Consider the following 18,410-nt stretch of genomic DNA (forward strand, 5'->3'; position numbering starts at 1 on the left):
GCCCACCCCATGTGATAATACTTAAAGATGACTGTGTGCAAATCAGTTATCTATGGCTGGCATATCTTTGCATGGCGCTATATATAACTACATTGGCTATGTTTATTGGATGATATTGCCGTCTTTTTGTCTTCAACTGCCATTGGCCCGGACTGCTCATTACAATGAAAGCCAAGACTCGTTCGCTGGACCGAATCGATCTGAAGATTCTGCGTTGCCTGCAGGAAAATGCACGCATTTCCTATGTCGACCTGGCCGCTCAGGTTGGCTTGTCCACCACCCCTTGCCTGGAGCGGGTCAAGCGACTCGAACGTGCCGGCATCATTCGTGGCTACAAGGCTGTACTCGATCCCAAGGCGCTGAAGGCCAATCTGTTGGTATTCGTCGAGATCAGCCTGGAGACCCAGTCGCCGGCGGTGTTCGATGAATTTCGCCGGGCGGTCAGCAAGCTGCCACAGATCCAGGAGTGTCATCTGGTATCGGGGCAGTTCGATTATATCCTCAAGTGCCGGATTCCCGAGATGTCCGCCTATCGCCAGCTTCTCGGCGATGTGGTGTTGACGCTTCCGGGGGTCAAGGAGTCCAAGAGTTACGTGGTCATGGAAGAAGTCAAGGAAGAGTTTTCCCTGTATATCCCTGATACCGATCAGTTCGACGACAAGTAAGCGGGAGAGTGTCGCGTGCCAATGAATGACGAAGCGCTGTTGCGTTACAGTCGCCAGATCATGCTGGATGCCATCGACATCGAAGGGCAAGAGAGACTGCTTGAAAGTCATGCATTGATCGTCGGTGCTGGTGGGCTGGGATCACCGGTAGCTCTCTATCTGGCAGCGGCCGGTGTGGGGCGTCTGACATTGGCTGATGCCGATGAGGTCGAACTGTCCAACCTGCAACGCCAGATCGCCCATACCCAGTCAGACTTGGGACGCAACAAGGCTGAATCTGCTGGCGAGGCCGCTGTGGCACTCAATCCTGGCTGCAGGGTCCGCACCTTGACGACTCACCTTGAAGGCGAGCGCTTGGACACAGTGGTGGCGGAATGCGACTTGGTCCTCGACTGCACCGACCGCTTCTCCAGTCGCTACGCCATCAATCGTGCCTGCCAACTGGCTGGCAAACCATTGATTTCCGGTGCAGCGATCCGTTTCTCCGGGCAACTGGCAGTCTTCGACCCCCGCGACCCGAACAATCCATGCTATGCCTGCTTGTATCCACCAGGCGACGCTGGGGCCAATGATGACGAGTTGCGCTGTGCCGAAAACGGTGTAGTGGCGCCATTGGTGGGGTTGATCGGAAGCTTTCAAGCGTTGGAGGCAGTAAAACTGCTCAGTGGTGCTGGCCAGGTCCATCGTGGCTTGTCGACCTTCGATGGGCTGCACGGCGAATGGCGCCACTTCCGTGTGCGCCGTGACCCGGCCTGCCCGGTCTGCAGTGGCCGGTGACAGGCGGCCTCGGACCGCGAAGATACGGCGTTTTTGATTCTTACCGGTGCCATATGGGCTACCTTCCCAGTCATCTTGCCGAGTACTACCTCTTGGTGATGGTCATTATTTGACGCCCTTTGTCGTTGGTAAGCGTCGTGATCGTCGCCCGCATCACATTGCTGGAGGCCTTTCTTTCAGCTGTAGAGCGCTATTGATAGGGTGTTGGATGAGATTGACATAGCCGCAAGGAAAACTATTTGTTATTGAATACTTGACATGGCAAGGTGGTTTGATGTCAGACTTGGATATCAAGAAAGGTCGATTTCATGGCTTTCTTCGCCATCTGCCGTGGTGAAAGAATTCAACAACAATAATCGGTAGACCGTTATGGTGCTGCCCATTGCAAGGATATCCTGTATGACCCTTGCCACTCTCCTTCAGCGACCCGTTTCCTACTACCGCGATAGCATCGCGGTCACGCTTTCCCCGTGCCCCCTCCTGACGGTAGACGTTCGTGCCGATGTCTGTGTGATCGGTGGCGGCGTGACTGGCTGTTCTACTGCGCTGCACCTTGCCGAGCGTGGCTATTCGGTGGTGCTACTGGAGGCTGGAGAGATCGGTTACGGAGCGTCTGGGCGCAGTGGGGGGCAAATCCTGCCAGGGCTGGGTACGGATATCGCCACGGTGGAAAAAGCGTTAGGTCTGGAGCGCGCCCGCGAGATTTGGGAGATGAGTCGTGAGTCGGTGCGCTTGACCGCGTCATTGGTCCAACGACACGCGATTCCCTGTGATCTCGCCTGGGGGTATCTGCATGCCGCGGTCAAGCCACGTCATGTACGAGAACTCAAGGCTTTCCAGACCAGAATGGCCGAACGTTACGGCTATACGGCCATAGAGTGGCTGGAGGGCGATACTCTTCGGGAGCGCGTGGTGACCGAAGCCTATCCGGGCGCGCTGTTCGAGTCCGAAGGTGGCCACCTGCATCCCTTGAACTATACCTTGGGGCTAGCGCGGGCCGCGCAAGACGCCGGGGTCGCGATTCACGAACACAGCCCTGTCATCGAAGTGCGCCAGGGACAGCCCGTGCAGGCGATCACCCCAGGCGGCAAGGTGAGCGCCGATTTCCTGGTAGTGGCTACCAATGCCTACCTGCAAGGGCTGGTGCCGGAACTCGACGGCCGTATCATGCGTGCCGCCAATTACATGATCGCCACCCGGCCACTCTCGTCCGAACAGGTGGCCCGTGTCCTGCCCCGCAATGATGCCCTGGCCGATGCCAACTTCGTTCTCGACTATTATCGCTTGTCCGCCGATCGTCGCCTGATCTATGGCGGCGAGGTCAGTTACGACGGTCGTGAACCGCGTAACCTGCCGGCACGCATGGATGCCAAGATGACCCGCTTGTTTCCCGTACTCCAAGGGGTGGGAATCGATTACCGCTGGGGGGGCGAGGTCGCCATTACCCTCAACCGGGCTCCCGACTTTGGCCGTTTGGGACCTAACCTGTATTACGCCCAAGGCTACTCTGGGCACGGTATGTCGCTGGCTGGGTTGGCCGGCAAATTGCTGGCCGAAACCATTGCCGGTCAGAGCGAGCGTTTTGATGTATTCGCCGCCATGCCTCACCGAGTCTTTCCTGGAGGCAAATGGCTGCGCACGCCGTTACTGGTCCTTGCGACCCAGTTCTACAAATTGCGTGATCGGCTGTAAGAGCCAAGGGTGGCCCTGATGTCGACGAAACAGGAGAGTGGAACCATGACCCCTTCCACCATGGCGCCCGACACGGGCACTCGAGAGCCGGGCACGGCGCAGGCACGCGACATCGACAGGCGTGATGTTCGCCAAGCGTCATCGATCGATTTGCGGGGGCTGCACAAGCGGTTCGGCAAGACCACGATCGCTCTGGATGGCGTCGACCTGACCATCGAAGCCGGTGAGTTCTTCACCCTGCTGGGCCCCTCTGGATGCGGAAAGACGACGCTACTGCGCATCCTGGCCGGTCTCGAGGAACCCGATGCCGGGAGCTTGAGAATCGGCGACCGCGATATCACCGATACTCCGCCGCATAAGCGCAGCGTCAACACTGTCTTTCAATCCTACGCTCTTTTTCCGCATCTCTCAGTGCGCGATAACCTGGCCTTCGGCCTGCGCATGCAGGGTATCCCCCTTGAACAGCGCAAGGCCAAGGTTGCTGAGATCGCTGATTTCATTCAACTAGGCGATCTGGTCGAGCGGCGCGTCGACCGGCTATCGGGAGGGCAACGGCAACGCATCGCCTTGGCCCGTGCCTTGATTTGCGAGCCCAACGTGCTGCTGCTGGACGAGCCGTTATCGGCGCTCGATGCCGGTCTGCGGGGTCAGCTTCAGGTGGAGCTGCAGCGCATCCAGAAGCGTCTTGGCATGACCTTCGTCTTCGTGACGCACGATCAGGACGAAGCCATGGTGATGTCGGACCGAATCGCGGTGCTCGACAGCGGTATCATCCAGCAGGTGGGCACGCCTAGCGAAGTCTACGAACATCCGGTCAATGCCTTCGTCGCCCGCTTCATGGGGCATGACAACCTGTTCGCCATCCAGCGCAGTGCCGACAACTGGGTGGATACAGACCTAGGGCGTCTGCAACTCGATCCTGCCCAGCAGCGATCCGAACAGCAGGGGTGGCTACTCATTCGTCCCGAGACGCTGGAGCTGGGGGGCGATGTGCCCGCGGGCTACAACCGGCTCGAAGGGATCGTAAAGGAGCGGCTCTACCGTGGTAGCCGCATCGAGTACCGCCTGGAAGTCAATGGCGTGACGCTGATGGCGGTGGCCAGTAACCTGGGGCAGCGGCTGCATGCGGTGGACGACCGGGTCACGATCAGTGTCTGTCCCGAAGACCTCGTTCGAGTCGCTGCCTAGGAGATCACGCATGGCTGAGACAAGTATGGCGTTACGCAGCCGCGCCTTGGTTGCTGAGTCCCGTCATCTGCTGTTCACGGTGGCGCCCGGCGCAATCTGGATCTTCGTATTTCTGGTCCTGCCCAGTGCCTATTTGATGGGCGTGGCCTTCATGACCACCGGTCCTTACGGTCTACCCGAGATGCCGCTTTCACTGGACTCGTTCCGGCGCCTGGCAGGTTTCGGTTTTCTCGGTTGGAGCCCGGGCAATCTCTATACCTTGCTGCGCTCACTGTGGCAGACGCTGGTGTCGACCGCGTTGGTGGTAGTGATCGCTTATCCGATCGCCTATTACATTACTACCTGCCGCGAAAAGTGGCGACCGATCATGCTGTTGGTCGTCGTGGTGCCGTCCTGGACCAATCAGGTGATCCGGACCTTTGGCTGGATGAACCTGCTGGCACCGGGGACACCGCTTGCCGGCCTGGCCGAGTCGGTGGGGCTGATCAACCCCAACATGGGGCTTTATCCCTCCAATTTCGCGGTAACCCTGGGGCTGGTCTACAACTTCCTGCCATTCATGGTGTTACCGTTATATGCCGCCTTCGAGAAACTCGACACGGCGCAGGTGCAAGCTGCCCAGGATCTCTACGCTTCGCCGGTACGCGCTTTCTGGCATGCGGTGTTTCCCCAGACCTTGCCGGGATTGCTGGCGGGAACGGTGCTGGTGGCAATTCCCGCTTTCGGCATGTACGTGATTCCCGAACTGCTGGGGGGTGGTAAGGGCATGATGCTGGGCAATCTGGTGGCCAACCAGTTCGCCGGCAGTGCCAACTGGCCGTTGGGTGCCGCTGGCGCGATCCTGATGCTGATCGCCACCTTCATTGGATTGTTCGCCATGCGGCGTGTTGGCAAGCGCCTGGGCGGCGGCGAGGAGGTGGTGATATGAAAAAGCGCACGCTGCAACGCGGCCTGGGTGTCTTCTGGTGGCTGACCCTTGTATTCCTTTACCTGCCGTTGGTAGTGGTGATGGTGTTTTCCTTCAACTCCGCCAACAGCGCCGCCCATTTCACCGGTATCTCGCTACGCTGGTATCGGCGCCTGCTGGGCAACGAGGAGATTCTATCGGCGTTCGCCAACAGTATGGTCCTGGCGATCACATCATCGGTGATTGCGCTGGTGATCGGCTGCTTGATCGGTTACGGCATGTACCGCCATCGTCATCGCAAGCTTGGCTGGCTGATCGTATTGATCTATCTACCGATAGTGCTGCCGGACATCGTCTTCGGTATCTCCGAAATGACCTTTTTCGTTCAGATCCACCGCCTGACCGGCATATTGCAGCCCGGCATCGAGACCATGATCATCGCCCATGTGACCTTCCAGATACCGTTCGTGGCGCTGATCGTCTATTCGCGCTTCGTCGGTCTCGACCCCTCGTTGTTCGAAGCAGCCAAGGATCTGTATGCCTCGCCATGGCAACGTGCGCTGCACTTCATGTTGCCGACCATCAAGCCGGCATTGCTCTCGGCCTTTTTCCTGTCGTTCACACTGTCGATCGATGACTTCGTGATCAGCTTCTTTACCGCCGGCCCTGAGAGTGCAACCTTGCCGATCTACATCTGGGGGGCGATCAAGAAGGGGGTGTCACCCGAAATCAATGCCATTGCCACACTGATGATTGGTGCGGTGGCGATTGCCGCTGTGTTGAGTTTGATATTCAGCTACCGCCGGCAGCGCTAGGCCGGCGGAATCATACCAAAGGGGATCAAAGGAGAGCGAATCATGAAAACAATCACGACGGGGTTGGCCGTTTCCCTAAGCGGCTTGTTGTTGGCGGGAACGGTGCAGGCCCAGGAGAACAAGCTGTACCTGTTCAACTGGACGGAATACATGGACCCGGCGATCATCACGGCCTTCGAGGAGAAGTATGATGTCGATGTGGTGCAGAATTACTTCAACTCCCTGCCGGAAATGTTTGCCAAGCTCAACGCTGGCGGTGTCTCCCAGTACGACATCATCGTGCCGTCCAACTATTATGTGCCGCGCCTGATCGAGACGGGCCTGGTGCAGCCGCTCGACAAGTCGAAGCTTTCGAACCTGGATAACGTGATGGAGCGGTTCCGTGACCCGGCGTACGATCCGGGTGGTGAATACACCGCGCCCTATCAATGGGGAACGACGGGGATCATCTACAACACCGAGACGTTCCCTGATGCTCCAAAGAGTTGGTCGCTCTTGTTCGACAGCGAGGTCAATCCGAGTCATCCCTTCGCACTAATGGGTGATGGCCAGGTCAGCATGGGGGCGGCGTGTGCCTACCTAGGGCATGGCTATGATTGCACTGACATGGATGCCTGGCGTGAGGCGGCACGCTTGCTGATCGAGACCAAGGGCCGCAACAACTTCAGTGGTTTTTCCGATGGCACACCCGCCCTGCAGCAGGTGGCTCGCGGCGTGACGCATGTCGCCCTCAGTTACAACGGCGACTACCTGTTCTTCAAGGATGAGGATCCAGAGACCTTCGCCACCATTGACTTCATGCTGCCCGACGAAGGCGCGGAAATGTGGGTCGATTCCATGATGATTCCGTCCGAAGCACCGAACCCCGATATGGCGCATAAATTCATCGATTTCATCCTCGATGCCGAGATCGGCGCTCAACTCTCCAACTACAACTACTATTCCAGCCCCAATGCAGCGGCCAAGCCTCACCTAGACGAGGTGCTGACCGAGCCGCCGGTGCAACCCAGCGAGGAGGATATGGAGCGGCTGCGTTTTACACCCAGTCTTTCCGGCGAGCAGCTTCAGACCTTCCAGCAGCTCTGGTCTGAGGTTCAGGCTCGCTGAGCGATCGGTTCCGGACTCACTGGAACCAGGGGTGATGCAGCCCGGAGCGGTATCACCCCATGCTGTCCATCAAGGAATCCCGTATGAGTAACCGTCAAGACGAGCCAGGGCTGAATGACTGGTTCAATGCCCACGGCATCACCGAAGTGGAATGTTTGGTCACGGATCTGACCGGCATTCTCAAGGGCAAGATCATGCCCGCCAACAAGTACCTTAACGGAGGCCGGCCACGACTGCCGGATTCGATCTTCATCCAGACCGTCACCGGGGGGTATCCGGACGATGAAGACATCCGCTTCTGGAACCCCGCCGAACGGGACATGGAACTGATTCCTGACCCGCAGGCTGTCTATCTGGTGCCTTGGGCGGAGGATCCCACGGCCCAGATCATTCACGATTGCTACTATCTGACTGGTGAGCCGGTGGAACTGTCGCCGCGCCATGTTCTCAAGCGGGTGCTGGATCTCTATGCGGCACGTGGCTGGAAGCCCGTAGTCGCGCCAGAGGTGGAGTTCTACCTGGTCAAGACCAACACTGACTCCGACTATCCCCTCGAACCGCCAATCGGTCGTTCAGGGCGCCAGGAAAGCAGTCGTCAGTCGTTTTCCATCGATGCAGTCAATGAATTCGATCCGTTATTCGAGGAGATGTACGACTACTGCGAGGCCATGGATCTCGACCTGGATACCTTGATCCACGAGGAAGGCGCCGGTCAGATGGAGGTCAACTTCCAGCATGGCGACCCATTGACCTTGGCCGATCAGGTGGTGATGTTCAAGCGTACGCTACGTGAGACGGCGTTGCGCCACGACATGTATGCGACCTTCATGGCCAAGCCGATGGCCAACGAGCCGGGCAGCTCCATGCATATTCATCAGAGTCTGATGGATCTCGATAACGAGCATAACGTATTCGCTGGAGATGATGGGCAACCTAGCCGTTTGTTCCATCATTTCATTGGCGGTCTTCAGAAGTACCTGCCGGCGGCGATGCCGTTCTTTGCACCCAACGTCAACTCCTATCGTCGTTTGATGCGCAGCGAACACAGCGGTTCGGCGCCGGTCAACGTGGAGTGGGGGTTGGATAACCGCACCGTAGGCTTGCGGGTGCCGGTATCGTCGCCGCAGGGCACTCGGGTCGAGAACCGACTGGCCGGGGCCGATGCCAACCCCTATCTGGTCATGGCGGCATCGCTTGCCTGTGGCTACCTGGGCATGCTCAGCCAGATCGAACCTCGTCCTCCGATGGTAGGCTCGGCCTGGTCAGGGGGCGACAAACTGCCCGATGATATTGGACCGGCGTTGGACGCCTTGCATGCTTGCAAGCCGTTGGCTGACCTGCTGGGAGAACGCTTCACCAATAGCTATCTGGCAGTCAAGCGGGCCGAGCACAAGGCGTACTTCCAGGTCATCAGTTCCTGGGAGCGTGAACATCTGCTGCTGAGAGTTTGATGTCCTGTCATCGACGCATGGTGGCAACCACAAGTCATTATGCGTGGTGAGTATTATATACCAGTATGTTGCGTGTTTACTGTGGTATAGCGTAATATCGCCTCAGTTTTGTTGAATAAAATAAACATTCGGAGGCTTCCATGAGCATGACTTCAGTTACTCAGCACGTGGCGTCCTACTATGCAGCCTCGGCCAACCCTGGCCCGTCGCGCCCGGCTTTGGAGGGTGAGATCCGGTGTGATGTCTGTGTCGTGGGAGCCGGTTTTACCGGTATCTCCTCAGCGCTGCATTTGGCCGAGAAGGGGGCCAAGGTCGTGGTGCTGGAAGCTGCTCGGGTCGGATATGGGGCCTCGGGACGTAACGGTGGGCAGATCGTCAATAGCTACAGCCGCGACATGGACGTGATCGAAGCCAAATACGGTACCGAGACGGCGCGTGCACTGGGTGATATGGCCTTCGAGGGCAATCGCATCATTCGCGAGCGAATTGCGCAGTACGCTATCCAGTGCGATCTCAAGGATGGCAACCTGTTTGCCGCCTGCAATGCCAAGCAACTCATGGCATTGATCGAGCACAAGTCGCTGTGGGAACGCTTTGGTCATGACCGTCTCGAGTTGCTGGAAGGTCGGGAATGTCGCCGTGAAGTTGGTACGGATCGCTATGTTGGCGCCCTGGTCGATCACTCTGGCGGTCATCTTCATCCGCTCAACCTGGTGCTGGGCCAGGCCGCAGCCTTCGAGTCGCTGGGTGGGGTGATTCATGAACAAACGCCAGTCACCGAACTGATTCACGGCGAGCCGGTCCGGTTGCGTACGCCACAGGGCATGGTGAGTGCCGAGCGAGTGGTACTGGCCGGCAATGCCTATATGAACAAGCTGATCCCTCCGCTTGAAGGTAAGGCCATGCCCTGCGGTACCCAGATCGTTACCACCGAGCCACTCGATGAAGCGGTGGCGCGCGAGCTGTTACCGAACGACATGGCGGTGGAAGACTGTAATTACCTGCTCGATTATTTTCGCCTGTCCGCGGATCGCCGCCTGATCTATGGCGGGGGTGTCAATTACGGTGGACAAGATCCCTCGAGCATCGAAAGTGTGATTCGACCCAAGCTCGAAACCACGTTCCCCCAACTCAAGGGGGTGAAGATCGACTACGCGTGGAGCGGTAACTTCCTGCTGATGCTCAACCGTCTACCGCATTTCGGGGTGCTCAACGGAAATGTCTATTACGCACAGGGCTATTCCGGGCATGGTGTCACCTGTTCACACTTGGCAGGTCGCCTGATCGCCGAGGTCATGAACGGGCAAAGCGAGCGTTTCGATGCCTTTGCCGGCTTGCCGCACCTACCGTTCCCTGGAGGGCGGATATTGCGTGTACCGCTATCGGCCATGGGGGCCTGGTATTATCGGACGAGAGATGCACTGGGGGTATGATGGAGCTGTCTGGATCTAGCGACACGTCTTCCATGATTGTGAAAACAGTGTTCAAAAACTACTGCCTGGTCTTCCTGGCTGGACCGAGACGGTTATACTTCGTGCAATTCTCATCATGAATGCGCTGATGCCGGATGCATCATTCGTCATTCACTACCTAGTCTTCACCGCTTGGAGTCGACGCTTCCGATAAGAGTGGATAGGCGTGCTACATGGCGTGGCAAGCTGCCCGAGACAGTGATGTCGTGATGCATCAAGGAGGCGGACGATGAACAAGTCAATCGTGATCGGCAGTACGTTGGCAGTGCTGGGCCTGGGTGGCCTGGCGGTGGGGGCCTACCAGGTGCAGACTTTCGACAGAGAGCCTGAACCGGTGTATGCCGATATTCTCAGTGTCAACGCGGCCACGCGTACTGTCGAAGCCCCGCGTGAAGTATGCGAGAACGTGGTAGTCAGTCAGCGTGCGCCCACTCGCGATCCCCATCGCATCGTGGGTACGGCGGCAGGGGCTATCGTCGGTGGCTTGTTGGGCAACCAGATTGGTGGTGGCAGTGGCAAGAAGATCGCCACGGTGGCCGGTGCCGTGGGCGGCGGCTTCGCTGGTCGCGAAGTGCAGGAGCGTATTGAAGCTGGGCAGACCACCACGACCACCCAGCGTCAGTGTCATACCGTGGTCGATACCCAGCAGCAACATCTGGGATATGACGTCGAATATCGCTACGAAGGCCAGGTATACAGCGTGCGCCTCGATGAAGCCCCTCAAGGCAGCCAAGTGCTGATGCATGAGGGCGAGCCCCAGTGGCATGCCGGCCAGGCACAGGCCGTGGCCTCGCAGGGGTGATCGTATTCAATCGCTCGGGCGGTTCAGCCGCGGCTTCCGGCCCCTGGGCATGCCCGAGCCCCTCTAGCAGTCAGATTGGTGGCTGGCCAATCGCTTGACGGCGAGCTTGACCACCGGGCTGAGCTGGGAAGCGTCTCGGCCCGCGCCCTCGATCAATTGCCGCTTCATGCTGCGGGCCCAGAATTTCTTCAAGTGGGTCGCCACGTGCTCGGCAGCCGCTTCATCGCTGCCGTGGTAGCGATGGTTGTCGGCGATCTGGTTTGCCATCTGGATCAGGGTAGCGAGTGAATCCTGGCTCATGGGAAATACCTTGGGTCGGAATTAGTGGGAAACGAGTGTGCGTTGTGGCTCGTGCCAAGTGGGTGACTGGTAGATCACATGGCGCCCGGAACGGGCGAAGCCAACCAGCATCAATCCGGCGTGGCGTGCCTGCTCGATCGCCAGTGAGGTGGGGGCCGAGATGGCCACCAGCGCGCCGATACCGACACTGCAGCTCTTGTGTACCATCTCGTAACTTGCCCGGCTCGAAACCAGAGCAAACCCCTCTCCAGGTATCCGATTTTCCCGCCTCATGGCGCCGATCAGCTTGTCCAGGGCGTTATGACGCCCGACATCCTCTCGCGCCAGTTGGATGTGGCCGTCCAGATCGCACCAGGCGGCGGCGTGGCAAGCACCTGTCTCGGCCTGCAGTGGCTGGTGTCGATGCAGCTCGCTCAGGGCATGCTGGATCGCACTGTCTCTGAGGCCAGGTGCCCGAACCGTTGGTATCGGACGAATCGCCTGTTCCAGCGACTCACTGCCACACAGCCCGCAGCCGGTACGACCGGTCAAATTGCGGCGGCGTAACTTGAGCTCGGCCTGACGCTGGGCACTGATGTGCAGGTGTACCGCGATGCCTTTGTCTTCCGTGTGGATGTCGACGCCATAGAGTTCATCGTGATGTTGAAGAATGCCCTCGGACAGGCTGAACCCCAGTGCAAAGTCCTCGAGATCGGCGGGCGTGGCCATCATCACGGCATGTGAGATGCCGTTATAGACCAGTGCCACCGGGACTTCGGTAGCGATGTCGTCAGCGGCGGAGGCTGGCACCGCATCCTTGCCCCGGCGGATGTCCACCGGGATCCGGCTGCTGATACGGCTCAGGGTCGGCAATGTCATCGATTGACACCACTCGTGACGACGGCCTGATCGTTATGGCCGTTGAGCAAGCGGTGCTGCAGCTTGTCAAAGGTATGGAACTGTCGTTGCCATATGGATGGCTGACTGACTTTTTCCACCTGTACGGCGGTCACCTTGTACTCGGGACAGTTGGTCGCCCAGTCGGAGCTGTCGGTGGTGATCACGTTGGCACCGCTGCCGGGGTGGTGGAAGGTGGTGTAGACCACGCCCGGCAGCATGCGCTCGCTGATCCTGGCGCGCAGTACCGTCTGGCCGGCGCGGCTGGAAATACCCAGCCAATCGCCATCGCGGATGCCGCGAACCTCGGCATCGTGGGGGTGCACCTCCAGCACATCCTCGGCATGCCAGGCCTGGTTGTCGGTGCGTCGGGTCTGGGCTCCGACATTGTACTGCGACAGGATACGCCCAGTGGTCAGCAGCAGCGGGAAGCGGCTGGTGGTGCGCTCCTGGGTAGCGACATACTCAGTGATGGCGAACTGGCCACGGCCGATGGGGAAGTCATCGACGTGCATGGTAGGGGTACCGATAGGGTGGTCGCCGTTACATGGCCACTGGATACTGCCGAGCTCGTCGAGCCTGTCATAGCTGACGCCGGTAAAGGTCGGGGTCAGACTGGCGATTTCGTCCATGATCTCGGAAGGATGGCGGTAGTCCATGGGATAGCCCAGGGCATTGGCCAGGTCGACGGTGACTTCCCAGTCTTCCTTGCCCGCGACCGGCGGCATGACCTTGCGCACGCGGTTGATGCGTCGCTCGGCATTGGTGAAGGTGCCGTTCTTCTCCAGGAAAGAGGAGCCCGGAAGCAGCACGTGGGCGAACTTGGCCGTCTCGTTGAGGAAAATGTCCTGCACGATCAGGCAGTCGAGGGACTTGAGGGCGGTCTCGACGTGCTGGGTATTGGGATCGGATTGGGCGATGTCCTCGCCCTGAACATAGAGCGCCTTGAAGGTGCCGGCAATGGCAGCATCGAACATGTTGGGGATACGCAACCCCGGTTCGTCGTCGAGGGGCACCCCCCAGGCTTGTTCGAAGCGACGGCGGGAAAGCGCGTCGGAGACGTGCTGATAGCCAGGCAGTTCGTGGGGGAAGGAGCCCATGTCGCAGGAGCCCTGGACGTTGTTCTGGCCGCGCAGCGGGTTCACGCCGACACCTTCGCGGCCGATATTGCCGGTGGCCAGTGCCAGGTTGGCGATGCCCATGACCATGGTCGAACCCTGGCTATGTTCGGTTACCCCCAGGCCATAGTAGATAGCCCCGTTGGGAGCCGCCGCATAGGTGCGTGCAGCACGCCGCACGGCTGCGGCCGGTACGCCGGTGATTTCCTCGACTCGTTCCGGGGCATGACGCTCTTCGAGAATGAAGTTGCGCCAGGCGCGGTAGGCGTCGTCGTCGCAGCGGCTGGCGATGAACTCCTCGTCTTCCAGGCCTTCGGCGATCACGACATGGGCGAGCGCATTGATCAGTGCCACATTGGTGCCGGGGCGCAGCGCCAGGTGCTGGGCTTCCTTGAGGTGCGGGGTGGCGAGCAGGTCGATGCGCCGCGGGTCGGCGACGATCAGTTGGGCGCCTTCGCGCAAGCGACGGCGCATCAACGAGCCGAATACCGGATGAGCGTCGGTGGGGTTGGCACCGATCACGATGATCACGTCGGCCTTCATCACCGAGTCGAAGGTCTGGGTGCCAGCCGATTCGCCAAGGGTGGTCTTGAGGCCGAACCCGGTCGGTGAATGGCAGACCCGGGCGCACGTGTCGGTGTTGTTGTTGCCGAAGGCGGCGCGTACCAGCTTCTGCACCAGATAGGTTTCCTCGTTGGTGCAGCGTGACGAGGTAATGCCGCCGATGCTGTCGCGGCCATGCTTGGCCTGGACATCCTTGAGGCGCTTGGCGGCAAAGGCGATCGCTTCTTCCCAACTGACCTCGCGCCACGGTTGATCGATGGCATCGCGAATCATGGGCGACTTGAGACGATCCTGATGAGTGGCGTAGCCGAAGGCGAAACGGCCCTTGACGCAGGAATGGCCATGATTGGCGTCACCACCCTTGTACGGCACCATGCGGATGACCTGGTCGCCTTTCATCTCGGCCTTGAATGAGCAGCCAACGCCGCAGTAGGCGCAAGTCGTGATTACGCTGTGCTCGGGTTGTCCCATCTCGACCACGCTCTTTTCCATCAGCGTCGCGGTGGGGCAGGCCTGCACGCAAGCACCGCAAGAGACGCACTCCGAGTCCATGAAGGCTTCGTCCTGCCCGGGCGAGACCTTGGAATCGAAACCTCGGCCATCGATGGTCAATGCGAAGGTGCCCTGGACCTCCTCGCAGGCACGCACGCAACGCGAGCAGACGATGCACTTGCTGGGATCGAAAGCGAAGTAAGGATTGGAGAGGTCCTTTTCGGCTACCAGATGGTTCTCGCCCTCGAAGCCGTAGCGGACTTCGCGTAGGCCCACGGCCCCAGCCATGTCCTGCAGTTCGCAGTCGCCGTTGGCCGGACAGGTCAGGCAGTCCAGCGGGTGATCGGAGATGTACAGCTCCATGATATTGCGGCGTAGCTTGGCCAGGCTGGCGTTCTGGGTGGTTACTTTCATGCCGGCTTCCACCGGGGTGGTGCAGGAGGCCGGGTAACCGCGCTTGCCCGCGATCTGCACGGCGCACAGGCGGCAAGAGCCGAACGCTTCGAGGTTATCGGAGGTGCACAGCTTGGGAATGTTGATGTCGGCCAGTGCTGCGGCACGCAGCACCGACGTCCCCTCGGGAACGGTGATCGTGGTGCCATCGATCTCTAGGCTGACGAGAGTCTCTGACAGCCGGGCGGGAGTTCCATAGTCTTTATTCGGGTCGAAATGTTGTAACATTAATTTGGTCTCCGTCCGCTAAGAGGGTGTTTACAAACTACTGCGCTCGGCCATGCTGCGTTGAAATCAGCCTCAAAATACTCATTTACAAGCTCGTAAACTCCGCTTTTTCGGCTGATTTCGCCTTGCCTGGCCTTCGCTCGTCACATTTGTAAAACCCCCTCTTACAGGTCTTCGGGGAAGTGCTTCATTACGCTCTGTACCGGGAAGGGCGTCATACCCCCCATTGCACAAAGAGAACCGTCCACCATGGTCTCGCACAGCTCACCGAGCAGTGCGAGGTTGGCTTCGCGGTTCTCCCCAGCGCGGATGCGGTCGATCACTTCAACACCGCGGGTCGAGCCGATGCGGCACGGGGTACATTTGCCACACGACTCGACGGTGCAGAATTCCATCGAGAAGCGTGCTTGTTCGCCCATGTCCACCGTATCGTCGAACATCACCACGCCTCCATGGCCCAGTCCCGCACCAACAGCGGCAAAGGCTTCGTAGTCGAGTGGCGTGTCCCACTGGCTTTCCGGCAGGTAAGCGCAGAGCGGGCCGCCGACCTGTACCGCGCGCAACGGGCGGCCCGAGAAGGTGCCGCCGCCGAACTCCTCTATCAGCTCGCGCAGGGTGGTACCGAAGGCCAGTTCGATCAACCCACCGCGCTTGACATTGCCCGCCAGCTGCAGCGCCAGGGTGCCGCGTGAGCGGCCCATGCCGTAGTCGGCGTAGGCCTGCCCACCGTGGCTCAGGATGAAAGGCACCGCCGCCAGCGACAGCACGTTGTTGACCACGGTGGGCTGGCCGAACAGCCCTTCAATCGCTGGCAGCGGCGGCTTGAAGCGCACCAGGCCGCGCTTGCCTTCGAGGCTCTCGAGCAACGAGGTCTCCTCGCCGCAGATATAGGCGCCGGCGCCGAGGCGTACCTCGAGATCGAAGCGCCGGCGACTACCAAGGATGTTCTCGCCCAAGTAACCGGCCGCCTCGGCGCGTGCGATGGCCGTGTCGAGTATCCGTTGAGCCAGCGGATACTCCGAGCGCAGATAGATGTAACCCTGGGTGGCGCCGACGGCCAGACCGGCGATGGCCATGCCCTCGATCAGCATATAGGGGTCGCATTCCATTACCAGACGGTCGGCGAAGGTGCCGGAATCGCCCTCATCGGCGTTGCAGACGATATATTTCTGATCGGCATGGGTGTCGAGCACGGTCTGCCACTTGATACCAGTCGGGAAGGCGGCGCCGCCGCGGCCGCGCAGGCCCGAGGCCTTGACCTCGTCGACGATGGTCTGGGGCCCGAGCTTCAAGGCGTTCTCGAGGCCCTTGAAGCCGTCATGGGCGCGGTAATCGTCGATCGACAGCGGGTCGGTGATGCCGGCACGGGCGAAGGTCAGGCGCTGCTGCCGCTTCAGGTAGGGAATATCTTCGGTGAGGCCTTGGCTCAGTGGGTGTTCGCTCTTGCCTTCGAGGAGGCCAGCGTCGAACAGGCTGGCAACGTCATCCTCCTCGACCGGGCCGTAGCTGACACGGCCGTCTTCGGTCTCGACCTCGACCAGTGGCTCCAGCCAGAACAGGCCGCGGGAGCCGTTGCGCACTAGTTCTATCTCGACGCCACGGACGCGTGCTTCGGCCTCGATACGAGCCGTCACTTCGTCGGCGCCCATCGCTAGCGCAGTGGTATCGCAGGGAACGAAGATCTTGGTAGTCATCATTGCACCTCCACCACTTGGGTCGTCAGTTCATCGAGCAGACGGTCGAATTTCTCCGCTGTGACGCGCCCGTGAACGCGGTCGCCGATACGGATCGAAGGGGCGCAGGCGCAGTTGCCCAGGCAGTAGACCGCTTCCAGCGTGATCTCGCGATCGCGGGTGGTCTGGTGATAGTCGACATTGAGCTTCGTCTTGGCGTGGGCCTCGAGGCTACGGGCTCCCATCGCCTGGCAGGCCTCGGCGCGACAGAGCTGCAATACGTGGCTGCCGGGTGGCGTGGTGCGGAAGTGGTGGTAGAAACTGATCACGCCATGGATCTCGGCACGGGTCTGCCGCAGCGATTCGGCAATGATCGGCACGGCGTCCTTAGGAATATGGCCAAAGCGATCCTGTATCGCATGCAGGATCGGTAGCAGGGCGCCGGGTTTGTGTTTCAAGGCGTCGATCTCGTCTTGTATCGACTGGGGGGTCCATTCGGAGAAGTTGCTCATTGCCACCACCTGGATTGTTATGGAAATACTGAATGAATACCTGTGCTCCGGGCGCCTTGCGTGACCCACAGGAATGTGGGAAATGCGTTGGTCCGTCGGGTACGGACCTGGCCTTGAGCAGACTCGTCGGTTTATTCAGCGTTTCCTTATCTTTCAAATATGAAGTCAACTGCATATTTGAGGATGTAGCGCATCACGGTTGTGGGGAAATTAGCACTGGATTTCCCATTAAAAAATATGAAATATTGTGCATATGAAAAAGATCCAGATCACCCCCGCCTGGTATTTCACCGATGAGGCCGGCAATCGTCTCGATCCGCAGCTATTCGTGCTGCTCGAGGCAATCCATCATCAAGGCAAGTTGACCCAGGCGGCCAAGGATGCTGGCATCTCCTACCGCCATGCCTGGAATCTGCTCAACAAGTGGGGAGAGTTCTTCGGTATCGGGTTGGTCGAGCTGGAGCGAGGGCGAGGTGCCCACCTCTCTCCGTTAGGGGAGAAGCTGCTGTGGGCCGAACAGCGCATCATCGCCCGCCTTGGGCCCCAGCTCGAAAGCCTGGGCTCGGAGCTCAATCTCGAGATACAGCAGTCCCTCGAGGGAGTGAAACCCATACTGCGGTTGCATGCCAGCCACGGTTACGCGGTCGCTCTACTACCCAAGTTCGCGACCGACTTCCAACTCGATCTGCAGTACTGCAGTCCGCGTGAAGCGCTGGCGGCGCTCAATCGCGGGGCCTGCGACCTGGCCGGCTTTCACCTGCCGAACGTCGAGATAGAGACGGCACTGATGAGTGCTTACAAACGGCTGCTGAAACCTCGCAGCCATCGAGTCATTCGCTTCATCACCCGTTGTCAGGGGCTAATGGTCAAAGCGGACAACCCCAAGCGAATCGCTGGCTTGGAGGACCTGGTCCGCAACGATGTGCACTTCATCAACCGCCAGCAGGAATCGGGTACACGAGCCTTGCTGGACGGCATGCTGCGTGAAGCAGGCCTATCGATGCGACGGATTCAGGGCTACGAGGTCGAAGAGTTCACCCATTCGGCAGTCGCGGCATACATCGCCGCCGGCATGGCCGATGTCGGTTTTGGTGTGGAGGCGGCGGCACGCCAGTTTGGGCTCACTTTCCTGCCACTGGCGACCGAGGATTATTTATTGGTCTGCCATCATCGAACACTGGATGAGCCGAAGCTTGGTCGACTGCTCGAATCTATCGGCAGCGAGGACTTCAAGAGCGCGGTGTCGGCGTTACCGGGGTATACGCCAAACCGCTGTGGCGAAGTGTGCGGGGTCGATGAACTGTTCGGCGGCTGAAAC

16 protein-coding genes are annotated in these 18,410 nt (G+C 59.6%); 11 read left to right on the forward strand and 5 right to left on the reverse strand.

Features of this window, described 5'->3' with window-relative positions; translation table 11 throughout:
• Positions 1-164: 164 nt before the first annotated feature.
• The 10 genes from L861_RS00220 to L861_RS00265 all read left to right on the forward strand — a co-directional run bounded on the left by L861_RS00220 (position 165) and on the right by L861_RS00265 (position 10,876).
• Positions 165-665 (forward strand): Lrp/AsnC ligand binding domain-containing protein, encoded by a 501-nt coding sequence (locus L861_RS00220; RefSeq protein ID WP_016414504.1) that lies wholly within the window; start codon positions 165-167, stop codon positions 663-665.
• A 21-nt stretch (positions 666-686) separates the two neighbouring features.
• Positions 687-1,442 carry a HesA/MoeB/ThiF family protein gene (locus L861_RS00225; protein ID WP_016414505.1) on the forward strand — a complete coding sequence of 252 codons (756 nt, stop codon included), beginning with the start codon at positions 687-689 and terminating at the stop codon, positions 1,440-1,442.
• A gap of 399 nt (positions 1,443-1,841) precedes the next feature.
• A complete protein-coding gene (locus L861_RS00230; protein ID WP_016414507.1) occupies positions 1,842-3,134 on the forward strand; it encodes an NAD(P)/FAD-dependent oxidoreductase in 1,293 nt (430 codons plus the stop codon).
• 45 nt (positions 3,135-3,179) lie between these two features.
• Positions 3,180-4,322, forward strand: coding sequence for an ABC transporter ATP-binding protein (locus tag L861_RS00235; RefSeq protein WP_016414508.1), 1,143 nt, complete (start codon positions 3,180-3,182; stop codon positions 4,320-4,322).
• Positions 4,323-4,332: 10 nt separating this feature from the next.
• A complete protein-coding gene (locus L861_RS00240; protein WP_016414509.1) occupies positions 4,333-5,250 on the forward strand; it encodes an ABC transporter permease in 918 nt (305 codons plus the stop codon).
• Positions 5,247-6,044 carry an ABC transporter permease gene (locus L861_RS00245; protein WP_016414510.1) on the forward strand — a complete coding sequence of 266 codons (798 nt, stop codon included), beginning with the start codon at positions 5,247-5,249 and terminating at the stop codon, positions 6,042-6,044. Before L861_RS00240 ends, L861_RS00245 begins: the two co-directional genes overlap by 4 nt.
• Before the next feature lie 42 nt (positions 6,045-6,086).
• Positions 6,087-7,151 (forward strand): ABC transporter substrate-binding protein, encoded by a 1,065-nt coding sequence (locus L861_RS00250; protein ID WP_016414511.1) that lies wholly within the window; start codon positions 6,087-6,089, stop codon positions 7,149-7,151.
• A gap of 83 nt (positions 7,152-7,234) precedes the next feature.
• On the forward strand, positions 7,235-8,602 hold the full coding sequence (locus L861_RS00255; protein ID WP_016414512.1) for a glutamine synthetase family protein: 1,368 nt from the start codon (positions 7,235-7,237) through the stop codon (positions 8,600-8,602).
• A gap of 140 nt (positions 8,603-8,742) precedes the next feature.
• Complete coding sequence (locus tag L861_RS00260; RefSeq protein ID WP_016414513.1) at positions 8,743-10,035, forward strand: NAD(P)/FAD-dependent oxidoreductase; 1,293 nt, start codon at positions 8,743-8,745, stop codon at positions 10,033-10,035.
• A 268-nt stretch (positions 10,036-10,303) separates the two neighbouring features.
• Positions 10,304-10,876 (forward strand): glycine zipper 2TM domain-containing protein, encoded by a 573-nt coding sequence (locus L861_RS00265; RefSeq protein ID WP_016414514.1) that lies wholly within the window; start codon positions 10,304-10,306, stop codon positions 10,874-10,876.
• 63 nt (positions 10,877-10,939) lie between these two features.
• On the opposite strand, the gene L861_RS00270 is transcribed toward L861_RS00265, so the two are convergent.
• The 5 genes from L861_RS00270 to L861_RS00290 form a co-directional block, all read right to left on the reverse strand.
• Positions 10,940-11,176, reverse strand: a complete 237-nt coding sequence (locus L861_RS00270; RefSeq protein ID WP_016414515.1) for a formate dehydrogenase subunit delta — start codon at positions 11,174-11,176, stop codon at positions 10,940-10,942.
• A 21-nt stretch (positions 11,177-11,197) separates the two neighbouring features.
• Complete coding sequence (gene fdhD / locus L861_RS00275; protein ID WP_016414516.1) at positions 11,198-12,034, reverse strand: formate dehydrogenase accessory sulfurtransferase FdhD; 837 nt, start codon at positions 12,032-12,034, stop codon at positions 11,198-11,200.
• On the reverse strand, positions 12,031-14,907 hold the full coding sequence (gene fdhF, locus L861_RS00280) for a formate dehydrogenase subunit alpha (protein ID WP_016414517.1): 2,877 nt from the start codon (positions 14,905-14,907) through the stop codon (positions 12,031-12,033). The genes fdhD and fdhF overlap by 4 nt, the downstream gene beginning before the upstream one ends.
• Before the next feature lie 164 nt (positions 14,908-15,071).
• A complete protein-coding gene (locus L861_RS00285; protein ID WP_027947708.1) occupies positions 15,072-16,601 on the reverse strand; it encodes a formate dehydrogenase beta subunit in 1,530 nt (509 codons plus the stop codon).
• Entirely contained in the window at positions 16,601-17,092 is a 492-nt protein-coding gene (locus L861_RS00290; protein WP_016414519.1) for a formate dehydrogenase subunit gamma, read from the reverse strand. The genes L861_RS00285 and L861_RS00290 overlap by 1 nt, the downstream gene beginning before the upstream one ends.
• Positions 17,093-17,345: 253 nt before the next feature.
• Between L861_RS00290 and L861_RS00295 the strand changes: the two genes are divergently transcribed.
• Positions 17,346-18,407: a substrate-binding domain-containing protein gene (locus L861_RS00295; protein WP_016414520.1), complete on the forward strand. Its 1,062-nt coding sequence runs from the start codon at positions 17,346-17,348 to the stop codon at positions 18,405-18,407.
• Positions 18,408-18,410 lie beyond the last annotated feature (3 nt).

This window comes from Litchfieldella anticariensis FP35 = DSM 16096 (assembly GCF_000409775.1).
GTDB lineage: Bacteria > Pseudomonadota > Gammaproteobacteria > Pseudomonadales > Halomonadaceae > Litchfieldella > Litchfieldella anticariensis.